Consider the following 16,531-nt stretch of genomic DNA (forward strand, 5'->3'; position numbering starts at 1 on the left):
ATACCCTAACATTAATGGTATGACAACCGTCTTCGGGTGAAGAAAGGAATGAACAGGATGAACGAACGATTGCAAAGTTTGCAACAATCCATGAATACACAAGGCTGGGATCATGTCCTTGTGACAGACCCCAAGCATGTTTACTATTTGACGGGATTTGCGAGTGATCCCCATGAGCGTTTTCTGGGCCTGCTCCTCTCCTCAGCGAATGATCCGGTGCTGATTGTGCCCGCATTGGATGCAGACGCAGCCGCGGCCGCTTCAACGGTTAAGCATATTGTAACGCATCAGGATACCGATAATCCGTATCTCTTGCTGAAGCAGCAGTTTCAAGGCGCAGCCGGTACGCTGGCCGTTGAGAAGGATCAGCTCACCGTATCCCGTTATGAACAGCTGCAGCAGCATGTGAACGCGAACCGGATCGAGGATGTTGGAGCTGTACTCCGGGAGCTCCGAATTCGAAAGTCGGCCGATGAAGTGAAGATCATCAAACATGCAGTGAGACTGGTTGAAGATGTGCTGACGCAAGGCCTGACCCATGTAAAAATCGGCGTCACCGAGATTGAGGTTGTGGCAGAGCTGGAGTACTTAATGAAAAAAATGGGTGCGGATGCTCCGTCCTTCGCCACAATGGTATTATCCGGCCCCAATACCGCCTTGCCTCACGGTGTTCCCGGTACGCGCCGGATTGAAGCAGGAGATCTGCTCATGTTCGATTTGGGAGTGTATGCGGGTGGTTATGCTTCGGATATTACCCGTACCTTTGCCGTAGGCGAGCTGAAGCCTGAAGCCGTCAACATCTATGATACGGTTCTTGCAGCGAACCTGGCCGGTATTCAGGCCGTAAAACCCGGCGTAACCTATGGCTCGATTGACCAAACGGCTCGCAAAGTGATTGATGACGCAGGATACGGACAGGCATTTGTACATCGCTTGGGTCACGGGCTTGGCATGGATGTCCACGAATATCCATCCATCCACGGTTTGAACCAGGATATTTTGCAGCCTGGGGCGGTATTCACGATCGAGCCCGGCATTTATCTGCAAGGCGTAGGCGGCGTACGAATCGAGGACGATGTGATCGTAACCGAGGATGGCGTCGAGGTGCTCACCTCCTTCCCGAAAGAACTGACCATCATCGGATAAGCAATTTTCAGCATGAGAAAAAAAGCCCGGATTACCGTTTCACTCACGGTATTCGGGCTTTCTCTATGTACCAGAAAAGAGCCATCCTCGGCAGAAACAATGCCTGCGCAAGATGGCTCTCATGGATACGTTCTTATGCCTGAACCATATCCAGTTCAATATTGTCGTCGTTGTACACGTCTTTGTCCACTTCATTCATGACTTTCCCGGTAATCACACCGGCTGTCATGGAGTCATTCACGTTCAGTGCCGTCCGTCCCATATCGATCAGCGGCTCGACGGAAATTAACAGACCCGCCAAGGCAACCGGGAGGTTCATCGTTGAGAGAACGATGAGCGATGCGAAGGTAGCTCCGCCTCCGACACCCGCCACGCCGAAGGAACTGATCATAACGACCACGATCAGGGTAAGGATGAACGACCATGAGGTCGGGTCCACGCCGGCTGTCGGCGCAATCATGACGGCCAGCATGGCAGGATAAATGCCCGCGCAGCCGTTCTGCCCAATCGTGGCGCCAAACGATGCCGAGAGGTTCGCGATGCCTTCCGAAACGCCCAGCTTTTTGTTCTGGGTCTGCACGTTAAGCGGGATCGTGGCCGCGCTGGAGCGCGAGGTGAAGGCAAAGGTCAGCGTAGGGAATACCTTTTTCACATATTTGAGCGGGTTAAACCCGAATATCGCCAGCAGCACCAGATGGATAATGAACATGACGATCAAGGCCACGTACGAAGCAAGGACGAAATCGATCAGATTCATGATCACCGCAAGATCGGTCGTGGCGATCGTTTTGGCCATGAGTGCCAGAATCCCATAAGGCGTCAGACGAAGCACCAGCGTCACGATGCGCATAACCACGCCGTATACCGCAGAGATCATGTTGCGGAACGTTTCCGCCTGCTCTTTGTTTTTTCGGTCCAACCCGAGAACGGCGATCCCGACGAATGCCGAGAAAATGACGACCGCAATCGTCGAAGTTCTTCGTGCTCCCGTCATGTCGGCAAACGGATTGCTCGGAATGAAATCCAGGATCTGCTGCGGCAGCGTACGGCCCTCAACATCCCCGAGCCGTTCTTGCAGCAGTGCACCCTGCTGCTCCTCCGCGGCACCGCCTTGGATATTGACGGCGGACAAATCGAAGGCCAACGCTGTCGTAATTCCGACAGCAGCGGCTACGGCTGTCGTCAGAAGCAGCACCGTAATGATAAGCCCGCTCATTTTGCCCAGATTCTTTCCGCCCTTCAGCTTCATGATGGCCGATATGATCGACACCATGATCAGCGGAATGACCATCATTTGCAGCAGCCTAACGTAGCCGTAACCTATCAGATTAAACCAATCGGTGGATTTCACCACCACATCGGAGGTCGAAGTATAGATGAGCTGCAGTGCCACTCCGAACAACACACCCAGTCCGAGTCCAGCAAACACGCGCTTGGTAAACGAGTAATGCTTTCTTTGCATCCAGTACAAAATACCGACCAGCAGAATCAGAACAAGGACATTGATGATAACCCAAAGCGTTTCCATCCTAATGATTCCTCCCATTCTTTAGATAAGGATATAGGTGCTCCATCCTCATGTCATAAGTGCGCTAGTATGTATTCATATCCATTACAGCCCACTCTAAACATATCATTACCCGATTGAGAAAATTCCTGCCCAAAATCGTTGTGTTCTCATCGATGCGGATTATGTCGACTATGTTGATCGGATTACCACTGATATCGCTCTACTATCATATCATGTAAACTTCAAAAGGAGAACCACAAATATTAACACAACCGTTTCAATCAGTTCATTGAGGGCTCCGTAAGTATCCCCTGTCAGTCCTCCAAGTCTTTGGGTCATCCGTTCTGCCGTCAAACTGCCAGCGGCCCAGGCTATGAATGGTATGACAAGGATTCCTCCGATTCCAATCATCCCAAGATTAGTCTCGCCTGCCGTGATCCATAGCAAACCTACAATAACTAGCGTTAACAGGACAGCCATTACACCTGCCAGCGATCTCCTGCCGGCGGTCAATCCATGAAATAGAGCGGCAAGCCCCTCACTTCCCCGTGCCATCGGCCAGCGATACATCGCATAGACCATAAACCAGCGGCTCCAAACCGGAGCGAGCACCAGCAGCCATGCCTCTTGTTTCCATGCCCCGGCTGACAAATCCCATATAGACATGATCAAGGAAGCTTTCAAAAGGAGCAGCAGCAGACACGCCATGACCCCCATTGCACCTACACGGCTATCCTTCATGATTTCCAGCATCTTCTCACGCGACCGATGGCTAAGCAGCGCATCAGCACTATCCATCCAACCATCGAGGTGCAGCCCTCCCGTCAGCGCAACCCATACAACCAGCAGGATGACGGCAGCGGGAAAGGAAGGCAGCACAAAGCTTACGCCCAGTCCCAATCCAGCAACGATCATACCAATAACTGCACCCACCAATGGATAAAAAACGACGCTCCGTTGTTGCACTTCCGGCGTAAACGGAACTTCCCTCCGCACCGGCAGCCTCGATAGAAATTGAAAAGCGGCCGCAGCCGCTTCGATTATCTTGCTCATATGAGATACTCCTTGCTCTTGATTTCCATCGGAATTCCCGCAGTCACCAAAAATACTTCATCACATATCTGAGCCAGTCTCTGATTCATGATCCCTGCCCAGTCGCGATATATTCGGCCTAGCGGATATTCCGGAACAATCCCCGACCCCACTTCATTTGTTACCAGAATGACCGTTCCCGGATAACCCTGTACCGCTCTTGCGAGCCTGCCGATTTGAAGTCCCAGCTGTTCTTCCATTGCAGCACTTCCTTCAGGCTCAGCTTGCAGCAGCACATTCGTAAGCCACAGTGTCAGGCAGTCCACTACCACCGCAGGAGCATTAGGTTGCGATTGGCCCAGCGTATCCAGCAGTTCCGGGAGGGCGACAGGCTCCTCGACCGTCTCCCAACCGTAGGCCGAATCATGCCGACGGTCTTGATGAATTCGGATCCGTTCCCTCATCTCATCGTCATAGGCTTGCGCAGTCGCCACATACGTTCCGGACTCCGAGCGCTTCATGCACAACTTCTCCGCGAATGAGCTCTTTCCGCTTCTGGCCCCACCCGTGACCAACACGCTTCCACGATGGTTCATACGGCCCCTCCGCTGATTCCGGCGCTCTCAAACGTCGCCATCTCATGCATGATCCGGCACGCCGCCTCGACCAGATGCAGGCACAGTACTCCGCCTGTACCCTCGCCAAGACGCATGTCCATTTGCAGCATCGGATGCAGCCCCAGCTCTTTCAACAGAAGCACATGCGCCTGTTCATGCGAAACATGAGAGGCAATCATATAGGAGAGGGCGTCCGGGCAGATGCATTTGGCAACCAGCGCCGCCGCACTGGATATGAAGCCGTCAATGATAACGGGACAGCCGTGGGCAGCCGCACCCAGGATAAGTCCAGCCAACCCGCCGATCTCATATCCTCCAACTTTGGCGAGCACGTCGATGGGATCATCGGCATGAGGTCTATTAACTTGTATAGCCTGTTCCACAACTCGAATCTTATGTAGCAGCCGTTCATCGGTTACGCCCGTTCCCCTTCCCACGACTTCAGATGGCTGATTGCCGGACAGAACGGAGAAGATCGCTGCACTCGGTGTCGTGTTCCCAATGCCCATCTCTCCGGTCACGAACATTTGCGTTCCTTGCGACACCAACTCGGCTGCTACCTCTGCACCGGTTACAATAGACTGCAGTGCCGCTGCCTTTGTCATCGCGGGCCCTTTGGCCATATTGGCAGTTCCTCTGCCAACGTTCCGCGACTTCAGCTTCTCATCCTTCAGCTCGATCGCGACACCGATGTCCACACAATGCACGTCCGCCCCCGCCTGACGCGCCAGCACATTCACAGCCGCCCCTCCATTCAGGAAGTTCATGACCATCTGGGGCGTTACCTCAGCCGGAAATGCACTGACTCCTTCTTCACAGACTCCATGATCACCAGCCATGACAACGACGGATTTTTTGGTGAACGACGGCTTCACATTCCCTGTAATTCCCGCTAATTGGATCGCTAGCGCCTCCAGCTTACCCAAACTGCCCGGAGGCTTCGTCAGCGTGTCCAAATAAGCGGCTGTTTCGTTCTGAACCTCGACATTCAGCGGTTTAATGTTAGCAATGATGTGATTTAAACGATTAACGATTGTATCCGTCAATGAAACGACCTCCTTGTATCTTGTTCCTAAATCTTACATCCTAAAGCGGAATATGCGACAACATCGGTCAGGACCACGTGCTATTCGCCGTTAACAGCACCTGCGGAGCACCATTCTCGGGATGGGCTACAATCGAGGGCTCCACCCGGAAAATTTGACGTATATACGCCGCTGTCAAAACTTCTTCCGGCTTGCCAACCCCGGCGATCTTTCCCTGATCAAGCACCAGCAGTTTATCGCAAAATTGGGCCGCCAGATTCAAATCATGCAGTACGCTGATCACCGTAATCCCGGACGAGTTCCGCCACTCCGCCACCATATCCATGAACTGAAGCTGATAGTGGATATCCAGATAGGTCGTCGGTTCATCCAGCATCAGCAGCGAAGGCTCCTGGACCATTACCTTGCCGAGCGCGACACGCTGGCGTTGACCGCCGCTTAACTCGGTAAGCCGCCGTTCTTCCAGACCATTCAGATCCAGCTTTCGGATAATGGCCTCAATGAGCGGGGCTGCATCCTTATCTTCACGGCCAAGCCAGTTCAGGAAGGGGAACCTTCCCATCTCCAACACTTCCCGGACGGTAAAATCGGTAGGATCAAGCCCTTCCTGCTGAAGCACCGCCACGATCCGGGCCAGCGTCTTACGAGTATAGTGTGCAAGCGCCTTGCCCCGAAGCGTCACGCTTCCTTGCGTAGGATTCTCCACACCGGATAACAGCTGCATGAGGGTGGATTTACCGCTTCCGTTCGGACCGATGATCCCCCACCATTCCCCTTCGGCAATGTGAAGGTCCACGCCTTCAAGAATCGGCACCTTGCCATATGCTTTGCCAAGTCCTTGAGCTGTAATCATGATAGACCCTCCCTGCGCCGTTTTTTGTTCCGGTATAGCAAATACGCAAAGAATGGAGCGCCTATGAATGCCGTAACCACACCAAGCGGTATTTCCGTTGGTGCCAGCACGGACCGTGCCGCCGTATCGCACCAGACCATGAATATCGCGCCGCCCAGAGCCGACAGTGGAACAATGACGCGGTAATCGGAGCCGGTGATCAGCCGGATCATATGCGGTACCACAAGTCCCACGAATCCAATCACGCCGGATACCGACACGGCTGCGGCGGCGAGCAGAGTAGCCACGATGAGCACGCTGGTCTTCAACCGATCCACATTCAAGCCCATATGGGCAGCCTGCCGTTCCCCCAGCGACAAAATATTAAGCGCCCGCGACCTGCTCCATAAGTAGATAAAACCTGCGATAAAATACGGGAAAAGGATGGCCGTATACGACCATCCACGCATGCTCAGGCTTCCCATCGTCCAGTACAGGATCTGGTTTACCGTATCTTTGGACATGACCGTCAGAAAGGAAACGACGGCGCCCAGAAACGACTGCATCACCACGCCGGACAGAATGAGCCCGTGGATCGGCAGTTTTCCTTGGTCCCTCGCCAGCAGCAGAACCGCCCATAAGGTGCCTGCTCCGGTCAGAAACGCTACAAGCGGCAGCGTGTAACCTCCGGCAAAGGAATATTCCATCCCGAAAAAAATCAGGGATGCTGCGCCAAGCGCAGCACCCGAGGATACACCAAGCGTAAACGGATCCGCCAGCGGATTGCGCAATACCCCTTGAAAGGCGGCTCCGGCGACGGCCAGGGAGGCTCCTACGAGCATCCCCAGCAATATGCGCGGCAATCTCACCTTCATTAAGATTTGCTCGGATGAAGCTTCCCAGCCCGGAACGATGGAATCGCCGATTCCCGGCAGCCGGTGCAGCAGCATCGCGCCAATCTCTCTCACAGGCAGGTGCACGGAGCCGATTCCGAGACTGACAACCAAGGTTAACAGTAATAGGATGATGCCGGCCGCACCGAATCCTGCAAGTTTTTTACTCATGGATTCATCAGTTCCGGATAAACGGCCTTCGCCACTTCCACCAACCCTTGCGTCACACGGGGACCAGGACGGCTGAGCAGGTTCGCATCCACGGATATGACCTGATCGTTCTTGATGGCTTCGATCTGATCCCAGCCGCCGCGCTCCTTAATCAGCTGATCCAATGTTTTCTTGGTTGCTTCATCAACCACATCGTCCGTGTACAGAATGACGTCGGGGTTCGCAGCAATAATATTTTCCTCACTGATTTCGAACCAGCCTTCCGCATCGCCGGCTGCGTTGACGCCGCCAGCTAAGGTGATGATCTCATCCATAAACTCGCCCTTGCCGACGGTCCATCCCGGAGAGAATTCCACATACACTTTCTTCTTGTCTTCATCCTTCACGGCTTTCACGGCTTCCGTAACGGTAGCCAATTCCTGCTTCATCTGATCCACGACCGCTTTCGCCTCCGCTTGACGGTCCGTAATTTGTCCGATCAGTTCGATGTTCTCCATCACGGCATCAATGGTTTTCGGATCATTGACGAACAGGGTAACGCCAAGCTCACGCAATTTCTCGGCATTCTGAGCATTCATCGAAGCCGCAAATACCACATCGGCATCGGCTGCAATAATAGCCTCTTCATTCACTTGGAACCCGCCCAATTTAGGCTTGGATTTGGCCGCTTCCGGATAATCGTCATTATCGGACACGCCAACGATTTCCTCATCCAGGCCCAAAGCGAACAGTTTTTCCGTCTCGGACGGTGTCAGGGATGCAATTTTGGCCGGAGCTTTCTCAAACGTCATTTCAACCCCGGTTGAATCCTTAACGGTCAGCGGATACGTCGTTTTAAGCTCTTCGCCGGAATCCGCCGGCGCTTCGTTATTCTGCTCTTCCTGCTGTGCAGGCTGCGTTGTATCCTTCGGCGCCGCTTCTTTGTCTCCACAGCCAATCAAGGCCAGAGCCATCAGTATGGCTACTAGAAGTACGGACCATGTTTTGTTTAATGCTTTCATCTCTTGAAATCCCCCTATGCATAATTGAGAACCTGGCGCTTTCGAGTTTACATTCCTTCGACCGATCCTTACCGGGAGAAAAACATCAATCGTCATACTCCAAAGAAAAGCAAAAATCCCTGACTCCTCGTAAACAAGGACTCAGGGATTACGTTTTAACATAAGGACATCTGGATAACCGTTCACAGATAGCGCCTTAAACTTCCGCCCACACATGCTGCATGGGTCCGGCAAACGTAATCCTCTCCTCGAAGGACCGTCATTCATTCGCCGAGGGCAGGTCTCCTGACTTGCAGGCTGTAACGACTTCTCCGCCTTCCCAAGCGCTATGGCTCAGTGGCATATGAAGAAGTCCCTGCTTCACAGTGGCGGGACCGTGCCGGACTTGCACCGGCTTCCCTATTAACCCGGCAGAAGGCAACAACGCCTTCTGTCCGGGACCCTCGCAAATAATATGAATTTATGTATGTTAGGCCAAGCATGGTTTCTCTGCCCAAGATTATAGGCGATAAACCTTCCTCTTACAACCGAAAGATTCGGTCATTTCAAATGCCTTATGATACGGATTTATCCCGTTATCGCCCATTCCGCACCGATATCATACGATTTCATTTATTCGCTTAACCGCACGCCTTCCCAGCGGTCTCCATCCCATGTCAATTGCAGCTTGAGCTCCTCGCCCGGTGACACCTGCGTTTCCCAGAATTCCGTATGCGAAAGGGTAGCTGCCGCGATCTGCCGGATGACGCCCCCATGGGTGACCACAAGCACATCCAACTCGGCCCTCTGTGTCCCACAACCATAACCGGCTCGCTCTGCCTCTGCCTCTGCCTCTGCCTCTGCCTCTGCCTGCACAAGGGTATCCGGATCTTCCTCCACATGCAACAGTTCCTTCAAATCCAAATACAATCCGGTCAAGAATGCCTGAATCCGGGAACAGAACGCCTCCCAGCTCTCCCCATTTGGCGGCGTAACTTCTGCGGGGTTATCAATCCAGCGCCGATAGGAGATATCCGACTTCAAGTCCTCGTAGATGTTCCCTTCCCAAGCCCCGAAATCGAGCTCACGCAGCCGCGGATCATACTCGACCCCTGGAATAAACCTGCCCGGATCTTCATCATCAGGAATAGCGGACTTTGTTGAATCCGGTAAGATAACATTCAGCGTCTGCCTGCATCGAAGGAGATCACTGCAATAGATCCGGACGAACTGCTTGGTACAAAACCTTTCCCGCAGCGGGAGGAGCTGCTGTCTTCCTTCCACCAGAATCCCCTGATCCTCGTGACCGAGATAACGGCGCTCCTCGTTCCACAACGTGCGGCCATGACGGACCAAATGCAGGGTAATCCTCATATCCATAAGCTTCCTCCTGCTGCGGCCACAAGTCCGAGCACCACGGTACCCAGTAACGTAAACAATACCGATACGCCCAGCAGCAGACGATTTGTCACCTGAATATCCTCCGCTTCAAGCGGTCGTTCGGGATCCCCCATGTAAGCCCGGAACGAGATCACGCCTTGATAGGAATTCTCGCCTCCCAGACGAATGCCCAGCGCACCAGCTACGGCCGATTCCGGGAAGCCGCTATTCGGACTGGGGTGCTTTCGCGCATCCCTTCTGACCATCTTGATCGCTTTTTTCCATTGCAGCGAAAACATCGCAGCCACTATGGTCAACAGTCCTGCGGTCAGGCGTGCCGGTATCCAATTGACGATATCGTCCAGCCTTGCGGATGCCCAGCCGATATGCTGGTATTTGTCGTTTTTATAACCGACCATGGAGTCGAGCGTGTTCACGGCCCGGTAGGCCATCGCCAGCGGCGCTCCCCCGATCAGAGCAAAAAACAGCGGAGCGATGACCGCATCCACGATATTCTCCGCAACCGTCTCCACCGTTCCCCGTACGATCTCCGGCTCATCCAGATGGCCGGTGTCTCGCCCGACAACCATGCTGAGCGCGCGCCTGGCCTCCGTGATATGGTCGGAGCGAAGATGGCCGTAGACCTCCAATCCTGCTTCACGCAGTCCCTTGATGGCAATCGTAGTCGCAATAAGCACGATCTCCACTCCCCACGCAAGCCAAGGATGAATCGCTGCACATAACAAGAGGAGCAGCCACGCCAGCACGAAGGAGCCACCGGCCACGATCACCGGCAGCAGAATGCCCGCCCACTTCAGGCTCTGAGCGGAAGTCGCCCGATGGCGTATCCAGCCTTCAACCCGGCGGATGGCTTTCCCCATGCCAATGACAGGATGGGGGAGCCATCTCGGATCTCCAATCAGCAGGTCCAGTACGACCGCTGCCCAAATGACCCACACGACGGTCATATCCGGTCCTCTCTTTCGGAGACAATGCTTTCCGTAACACTCTTGTAGACAAGGCGGCCGATCATGCCGCCCAGATCGGTTGCGGTTCCGGCATAATGGTGGTTCACGCCATACGCTGCATTGCCGCTGACCCCAAGGACCATCGCGTCCGTCGTCGTTCCGGTCGCGACGGCTCCGGTTTCATGATCCTTCACGCCCAGATCATGTAGCGCCGCGGCTTTCGCTTCCGTCGCCGTCAGCATGGCGTTCACCATACAAGCCGGCGTCATCATCCCATCCACCATCAGCATGATATTAATCGTGCCCGGCTGGTAAGCGGCAAAGGTCGTACGGCTCGACCCAGCGCGGGCTGCATTGCCCACGCCGGCGGTGGTGCAGCACAGGATGGAAGCCTGTTCACTCCGCTCTTCCCGGATGGAAGCATATTTCAGTTTTACAGCCGTCATCAATCCAGCTGTAGATTCAGCCGGATAACCGTGAGCAGCTATAAAGTTAGACATATCGTTCACGGGGTCGCTGCAATCATAATGCTTGTCCACATAACGATTCACGATATGATCCAAGCTTACGAATCCGCCGCCGTATATGGCGCTGCTAATGGACTCAGCTGGCTCCGGAAGCGATATCCGGATATGAGGTTGTTCCAGCTCTGATTCGAGGGACACCACTGCTCCCGGCAACGAATTCGAACGATATAGGTGATTCTTGCCTTTCAGAAAAGGTACTGCCATGTTTCTCTCTCCCTGCTCTTTGATCTCAATCCGCCTGATTCCGAACCTCATTGGTATGTGCCTTTCGAACCCTTAAGTTGCGTCTTCTGAAGAAATGCCAAGAACCTCCGCCATAATGGCAAGCAGCCTGTCGTTATCTGCGCCATGTTTAACGGCTAGCCGGATATGACGCTCACCTAGGCCCGGGTACATGGCGCAGTTGCGGACAAGCACGCCGCGTCTTCCCATCTCCGACTGAAACATCTCGGCACGCCATGGCCGCGGAAGCTCCATGAGTAGAAAATTAGCCTCGCCCGGCGTAACCTCCAGCCCCAATGCTCGTAAACCATGTATGAGCTTCTGACGCTCTGCGCGAATCAATTGCAGCGTATTCTTCTCGTAGTCCCTGCCGCTGCCAAGACAAGCCTCGCCCGCAAGCAGCGCCAGTCCATTGACACTCCACGTCACCTGCTTGCCTGCCATCTTGCGTATCACATCGGGATGCGCGGCCGTATACCCGAGCCGCAGGCCCGGAATCGCATAAAACTTGGTCATCGATCTGACAATCACGGTTCGAGGATAGTCATGAAGCTCTGGCATCAGGGTCTGTCTGTCTCCCAGCGGAATAAAGTCGATAAAGGCTTCATCCAGCACCAGCCAGGTCCCTTCTTGCTCTGCGCATGCCGCTATTTCGCGGATATCCTCAAGGCTGTACTGAACCCCATTTGGATTGTTGGGCTGTCCCAAAAACACGAGATCCGTGCAAGCTATCAGCTCCATCACATCCGCCTTGTCAGCTCGCCAGTCCCTCTCCGGATGTCCGCACACGGAGCGGATGTCCGAACCAAATTTTAAGGACAACTCCCGGTATTCGGAAAAACACGGGTCAACCACGCCCACAGTCCCTGGCGATAGCCCCATCAACAACAGCGCCATGCACTCTGCCGCTCCGTTGCCGACAAGGATTCGCCGGGGATCGGTGCCTAGCTCTGCTGCGAGCAGCTCCTTGAACTTGCGGTGTCCCGGATCCGGATAACGAATGACCGCACTCATTCCCTCTTGTAAGGCCGTAATAACTCCTTGCGGCGGTCCAAGCGGATTAATATTGGCGCTGTAATCCAGGAAAGCCGAGGCTTGCCTTCCGAATGCGGCAGCGGCCGTCTCCACGTCCCCTCCATGGCCGTACACCTCGATCAAGGGTTGTCTTTTGTCGTTCATAAGGGCTCCTCCTGTTCCATGCCCTGGACTCTTGCAAGTCCTGCCGTTATGTAATGCCATCATTATGTCGCTACTGTCCCTGACTCGTCAACACGGAATCCTTTGTCTCTGTCTTAAAATTGGTTTACAATAGTCTGGAAGCACCACATTTTGAATTGTGACGACGGAGGATACTATGCTATTTATCGATAATCAGGGGATCCACGATCCATCCATTAATCTAGCAATTGAAGAATATGCCTTGAAGCACTTGTCCATGGACGAGAGCTACCTTCTCTTTTACATCAACAAGCCTTCCATTATTATCGGAAAGCATCAGAATACGATCGAAGAGATCAACCAGGAATACGTTCGTGACAACAACATTCAGGTTGTACGCCGGTTGTCCGGGGGCGGAGCCGTATACCATGATCTCGGCAACCTGAATTTCAGCTTCATTACGAAGGATGACGGCCAGTCCTTCCACAACTTCCTGAAGTTCACGCAGCCGGTCATCGACTTCCTGCAAAAGATGGGTGTACCCGCCGAGCTGAGCGGCCGGAATGACCTGCAGGTCGGCGAGAAGAAAATTTCGGGGAACGCGCAGTTCTCGACGCGGGGACGCATGTTCAGCCACGGCACGCTCATGTTCGATCTGAACCTGGATGATGTACAAGCCTCGCTGAATGCCAATCCGGAAAAATTCAAATCCAAGAGCACCAAATCCGTCCGCAGCCGCGTGGCGAATATTAAGGAGCTGCTTGGTACGGATATGACCATTGAACAGTTCCGTGCCGAGCTGCTTCGCTCGATTTTCGGTATGGAGCCGGATCAAGTACCGCAATATGTCCTTCAAGAGAAGGACTGGGAGATCATCAACCAGATTTCAAAGGAACGCTATCAGAATTGGGATTGGAACTATGGACTCTCCCCTGAAAGCAATGTGAAGCATGCCAAGAAGTTCCCGGTGGGCATTATTGATATCCGCATGGACATCCGTGAAGGACATATCGGAGAGATCAAGATTTACGGCGACTTCTTCGGCGTCGGCGATGTCGCTGATATCGAGAACCTGCTTCGCGGCAAACGGTATGAAGAAACTGCTGTGCGCACAGCGCTATCCGGCATCAACGTCAAGCATTACTTCGGCAACCTTGAGCTCGACGATTTGATCGGCTTGATTTTTCTTGAGGAATAGAGCCAGCTCGTATTAAATAAGCCTCCCGCCCGTATGCTGCATGCATAAGGGTGAGAGGCTTTTCATTTCAAACAGGTATACCTCGGATCAAGATGAGGCCATAAACACATACCAAACAAGGACCAGTGTTAACACGATACATACATTCTCTACCGTGCGTCCCCATTTGCTTCCGGTGCTCATGATTTTCAGTTTAATTCTCCATTTGAACGGAGGAAGCGGACGGATTCCGCGATTGGTCAATGCATCTGCAAGCAAATGGATGGAGTAGGATAAACCGCCGGCAAACCATAAGCTTTCCCCGCCGATCTTGCCCTGCGATGCAAAATACAGCAAGCCCGTCCATCCGGCAGCGGCATAGACGGTATGGGTTAACCCCCGGTGGGTCACCAAGGAGCCTGCAATGAGCACGCTGCCTGCGATTGTGTTCCATGGGCTGAAGCCCTGCCCGAAGGAGATCAGTCCGAGACCGATCAGGAACATGACGATATGGCGCAGGGTCCGGCTTGGCAGATACGAAACAACCCCGATCAGCCCGGCCAGGGCGATGTTCCATGGGGCATACTCCTTGCCGTAGAAGACAACGAAGATGGCTGCGCCAATCATCGCTAGCTGGAGGATTCGCAGCAGCCCGGAAGGAATGGCTTTGCGGACCAGCAGGGAGTTGGGCTCGTCGATGTCCGGAAGCAGTGCGCTAACCAAAGCCACTGCGGCAGCCGGCAACGTGACAGGCACTTCGCTCATGCCCATGACGGATAACGTAACCCCTGTGCTAATAATCAAATGAGCTCTGCCCATCATGATGACAATCTTCCTTTCTAAGCTCAATGCTGACTATGGGATCGATGGAGTTGCCGGTCTTCACGTCCAATAGCCCAGGGTCATGAGAATATATGTTCGGTTCATTAGTATAGCAAAATCATCCTCTTTTTGTCTACCCCTTCCACTTTGGTTAGGCTTAAAAATGGTTGTCCGATTCTCTGATATGGGATACAATTTGATCACTTGCCCCAAGGTTACGACCAGGGACGAATGTACGGGAATCTCATCAGGAGTTTCACATCTTCAAGAAAGGATGACTTCCGAGTGAATCGCTCACGAATTGCCGATCTCAGCCTGCTTCTGGTGGCCATGATGTGGGGATCCACGTTCCTCATCGTTCAGCATGCGGTCCGCGTGCTCCCGCCGATGGCCTTCAATTCGGTCCGCTTTTTGGGAGCGGCCCTGCTCCTTGTATTGATCATTACCCTCTTTTACCGGAGCCAGTGGAAGCTAATATCCGGCAAAATGCTGCTGCATGCTTGCCTGCTAGGTCTTTTTTTATTTATAGGGTATGCCTTTCAAACCGCGGGCCTTCTGTACACAACCACGTCCAATACAGGCTTTATTACCGGCTTGTCCGTCGTGCTGGTCCCTTTCATATCCTATGCCCTGTTAAAGCACTCCATCTCCAGATTCACCTGGATCAGTGCCTTGCTTGCGGCAGCGGGTCTGTATCTGCTTACCTTCACCGGTTCCGGCATGAGCTTGAATAAGGGGGATTTGCTCGTATTCGTTTGCGCCATCGGTTTTGCGCTCCATATTGGTTATACGGGCGTTTATGCCAGTCGATACCCTGCTTTGCTGCTGGCGGCGCTCCAGATGGCTGTCGTGGGAGTATTTAGCTTAGCGGCATCTGCACTAACCGAACATGTCGGCAATGTGACCGACCTGATGGAGAAGCTGACCCAGCCGAACGTGCTGTTGGCACTGGTTGTATCCATCGGACCCACCAGCGCATTCGCCTTCTGGATCCAAACCGTCTGTCAAAAATATACGACGCCATCCAGGGTCGCCATCATCTATGCAACGGAGCCAGTATTCGCCGCGCTGACCGGAATCCTGTTCGCGGGAGAGCGGCTTACGCTCATCGGCGGCATCGGTTGTCTGTGCATTTTGGCGGGAATGGTGATTGCGGAATTGAAGTCTGCGCCACAGAAGGTACAATAGAGTTAAAGACAGAGACAGAAACAAAAGGAGAGATACCCATGACAACTTACAAATTGATGGCCATCGACATTGACGATACCTTGATCAATGACGATAAAGAAGTAACCCCCGGCGTCCAGCAGGCGCTTGAGCAAGCCGTAGCCCACGGTGTCGTTGTGACACTAGCAACCGGACGTGCCTATGCGTCTGCTCAAGCAATTGCGCGTCAAACCGGACTCAATGTTCCCATTATCACCTACCAGGGTGCCTTAATTAAAAATCTGCTCGACGAGAAGGTTCTCTACGAACGCTTCGTACCCGTCGATGCAGCCGTGAAGCTGTATGAATACTGCGTAGAGCACAATCTCCATCTGCAAACCTACATCGATGACAAGCTGTATGCCCGCGAAGAGAATCAGAAGCTGATCGATTACTGCGCCCTAAACCGGACGCCGTATTATATCGAGCCTGATTTTATGAAGATGGTTCAGAAACAGACCCCGAAAATGCTCATCATTAACGATCCCGACTATCTGGATGAACTGATCCCTGTATTCCGTGAGCTGCTGGGCGATGACATGCATATTACCAAATCCAAACCGCATTTTCTGGAGTTCATGCATAAGGAAGGCACTAAGGGACATGCCCTCACCTTCCTTGCGGATCATTTCGGCTGCGATCTCAAGGAAACCATCGCTGTCGGCGACTCCTGGAACGATCACGAGATGCTGGAAGCCGCCGGTCTAGGCGTCGCCATGGGCAATGCGATCGAGCCGCTTAAAGCGATTGCCGATTACGTTACGCTCGGGAATAACGAGGACGGCGTGAAGCATGTCATTGAAAAATTCGTGCTCAACCAAGGTTAATATACGGGACAAATAGA

16 protein-coding genes and 1 riboswitch are annotated in these 16,531 nt (G+C 53.3%); of the genes, 4 read left to right on the forward strand and 12 right to left on the reverse strand.

From position 1 onward, the window contains the following. Nucleotides 1-57 precede the first annotated feature (57 nt). The gene (locus AB4124_RS03840) at nucleotides 58-1,146 is read left to right on the forward strand and encodes a M24 family metallopeptidase (protein ID WP_441971637.1); all 1,089 of its coding nucleotides are present in this window, start codon (nucleotides 58-60) and stop codon (nucleotides 1,144-1,146) included. A 133-nt stretch (nucleotides 1,147-1,279) separates the two neighbouring features. Here the strand turns inward: AB4124_RS03840 and AB4124_RS03845 are convergent, their stop codons facing one another. The 11 genes from AB4124_RS03845 to cobD all read right to left on the reverse strand — a co-directional run bounded on the left by AB4124_RS03845 (nucleotide 1,280) and on the right by cobD (nucleotide 12,503). Beyond that, nucleotides 1,280-2,674: an L-cystine transporter gene (locus AB4124_RS03845; protein ID WP_076324600.1), complete on the reverse strand. Its 1,395-nt coding sequence runs from the start codon at nucleotides 2,672-2,674 to the stop codon at nucleotides 1,280-1,282. Nucleotides 2,675-2,887: 213 nt separating this feature from the next. Continuing rightward, nucleotides 2,888-3,709 (reverse strand): adenosylcobinamide-GDP ribazoletransferase, encoded by an 822-nt coding sequence (gene cobS, locus AB4124_RS03850; protein ID WP_430113343.1) that lies wholly within the window; start codon nucleotides 3,707-3,709, stop codon nucleotides 2,888-2,890. Next, a complete protein-coding gene (cobU, locus tag AB4124_RS03855) occupies nucleotides 3,706-4,284 on the reverse strand; it encodes a bifunctional adenosylcobinamide kinase/adenosylcobinamide-phosphate guanylyltransferase (RefSeq protein ID WP_379415646.1) in 579 nt (192 codons plus the stop codon). Before cobU ends, cobS begins: the two co-directional genes overlap by 4 nt. Further along, a complete protein-coding gene (cobT, locus tag AB4124_RS03860; protein ID WP_076324603.1) occupies nucleotides 4,281-5,351 on the reverse strand; it encodes a nicotinate-nucleotide--dimethylbenzimidazole phosphoribosyltransferase in 1,071 nt (356 codons plus the stop codon). Before cobT ends, cobU begins: the two co-directional genes overlap by 4 nt. Nucleotides 5,352-5,418: 67 nt before the next feature. Next, complete coding sequence (locus tag AB4124_RS03865) at nucleotides 5,419-6,204, reverse strand: ABC transporter ATP-binding protein (protein ID WP_076324604.1); 786 nt, start codon at nucleotides 6,202-6,204, stop codon at nucleotides 5,419-5,421. After that, nucleotides 6,201-7,247, reverse strand: coding sequence for a FecCD family ABC transporter permease (locus tag AB4124_RS03870; protein ID WP_076324605.1), 1,047 nt, complete (start codon nucleotides 7,245-7,247; stop codon nucleotides 6,201-6,203). The genes AB4124_RS03865 and AB4124_RS03870 overlap by 4 nt, the downstream gene beginning before the upstream one ends. Then, entirely contained in the window at nucleotides 7,244-8,248 is a 1,005-nt protein-coding gene (locus AB4124_RS03875) for an ABC transporter substrate-binding protein (RefSeq protein ID WP_076324606.1), read from the reverse strand. Before AB4124_RS03875 ends, AB4124_RS03870 begins: the two co-directional genes overlap by 4 nt. A 258-nt stretch (nucleotides 8,249-8,506) precedes the next feature. Next, nucleotides 8,507-8,708, reverse strand: a riboswitch (cobalamin riboswitch). Between the two features lie 152 nt (nucleotides 8,709-8,860). Then, nucleotides 8,861-9,607: a histidine phosphatase family protein gene (locus tag AB4124_RS03880; protein WP_441971233.1), complete on the reverse strand. Its 747-nt coding sequence runs from the start codon at nucleotides 9,605-9,607 to the stop codon at nucleotides 8,861-8,863. After that, the gene (gene cbiB / locus AB4124_RS03885; protein ID WP_441971234.1) at nucleotides 9,598-10,575 is read right to left on the reverse strand and encodes an adenosylcobinamide-phosphate synthase CbiB; all 978 of its coding nucleotides are present in this window, start codon (nucleotides 10,573-10,575) and stop codon (nucleotides 9,598-9,600) included. Before cbiB ends, AB4124_RS03880 begins: the two co-directional genes overlap by 10 nt. After that, on the reverse strand, nucleotides 10,572-11,306 hold the full coding sequence (locus AB4124_RS03890) for an adenosylcobinamide amidohydrolase (RefSeq protein WP_441971235.1): 735 nt from the start codon (nucleotides 11,304-11,306) through the stop codon (nucleotides 10,572-10,574). The genes cbiB and AB4124_RS03890 overlap by 4 nt, the downstream gene beginning before the upstream one ends. A gap of 72 nt (nucleotides 11,307-11,378) precedes the next feature. Then, nucleotides 11,379-12,503, reverse strand: coding sequence for a threonine-phosphate decarboxylase CobD (gene cobD, locus AB4124_RS03895; protein ID WP_441971237.1), 1,125 nt, complete (start codon nucleotides 12,501-12,503; stop codon nucleotides 11,379-11,381). 175 nt (nucleotides 12,504-12,678) lie between these two features. Between cobD and AB4124_RS03900 the strand changes: the two genes are divergently transcribed. After that, complete coding sequence (locus AB4124_RS03900) at nucleotides 12,679-13,680, forward strand: lipoate--protein ligase (protein WP_215163392.1); 1,002 nt, start codon at nucleotides 12,679-12,681, stop codon at nucleotides 13,678-13,680. 87 nt (nucleotides 13,681-13,767) lie between these two features. Here the strand turns inward: AB4124_RS03900 and AB4124_RS03905 are convergent, their stop codons facing one another. Further along, on the reverse strand, nucleotides 13,768-14,481 hold the full coding sequence (locus AB4124_RS03905) for a metal-dependent hydrolase (protein ID WP_076324612.1): 714 nt from the start codon (nucleotides 14,479-14,481) through the stop codon (nucleotides 13,768-13,770). A 285-nt stretch (nucleotides 14,482-14,766) separates the two neighbouring features. On the opposite strand from AB4124_RS03905, the gene AB4124_RS03910 reads away from it, so the two are divergent. Continuing rightward, complete coding sequence (locus tag AB4124_RS03910) at nucleotides 14,767-15,669, forward strand: DMT family transporter (RefSeq protein ID WP_441971240.1); 903 nt, start codon at nucleotides 14,767-14,769, stop codon at nucleotides 15,667-15,669. A 38-nt stretch (nucleotides 15,670-15,707) separates the two neighbouring features. Further along, complete coding sequence (locus AB4124_RS03915) at nucleotides 15,708-16,514, forward strand: Cof-type HAD-IIB family hydrolase (RefSeq protein ID WP_441971242.1); 807 nt, start codon at nucleotides 15,708-15,710, stop codon at nucleotides 16,512-16,514. Nucleotides 16,515-16,531 lie beyond the last annotated feature (17 nt).

Origin of the sequence: Paenibacillus sp. 2KB_20 (assembly GCF_052115765.1) — a bacterium.
Classification (GTDB): domain Bacteria; phylum Bacillota; class Bacilli; order Paenibacillales; family Paenibacillaceae; genus Paenibacillus_AQ.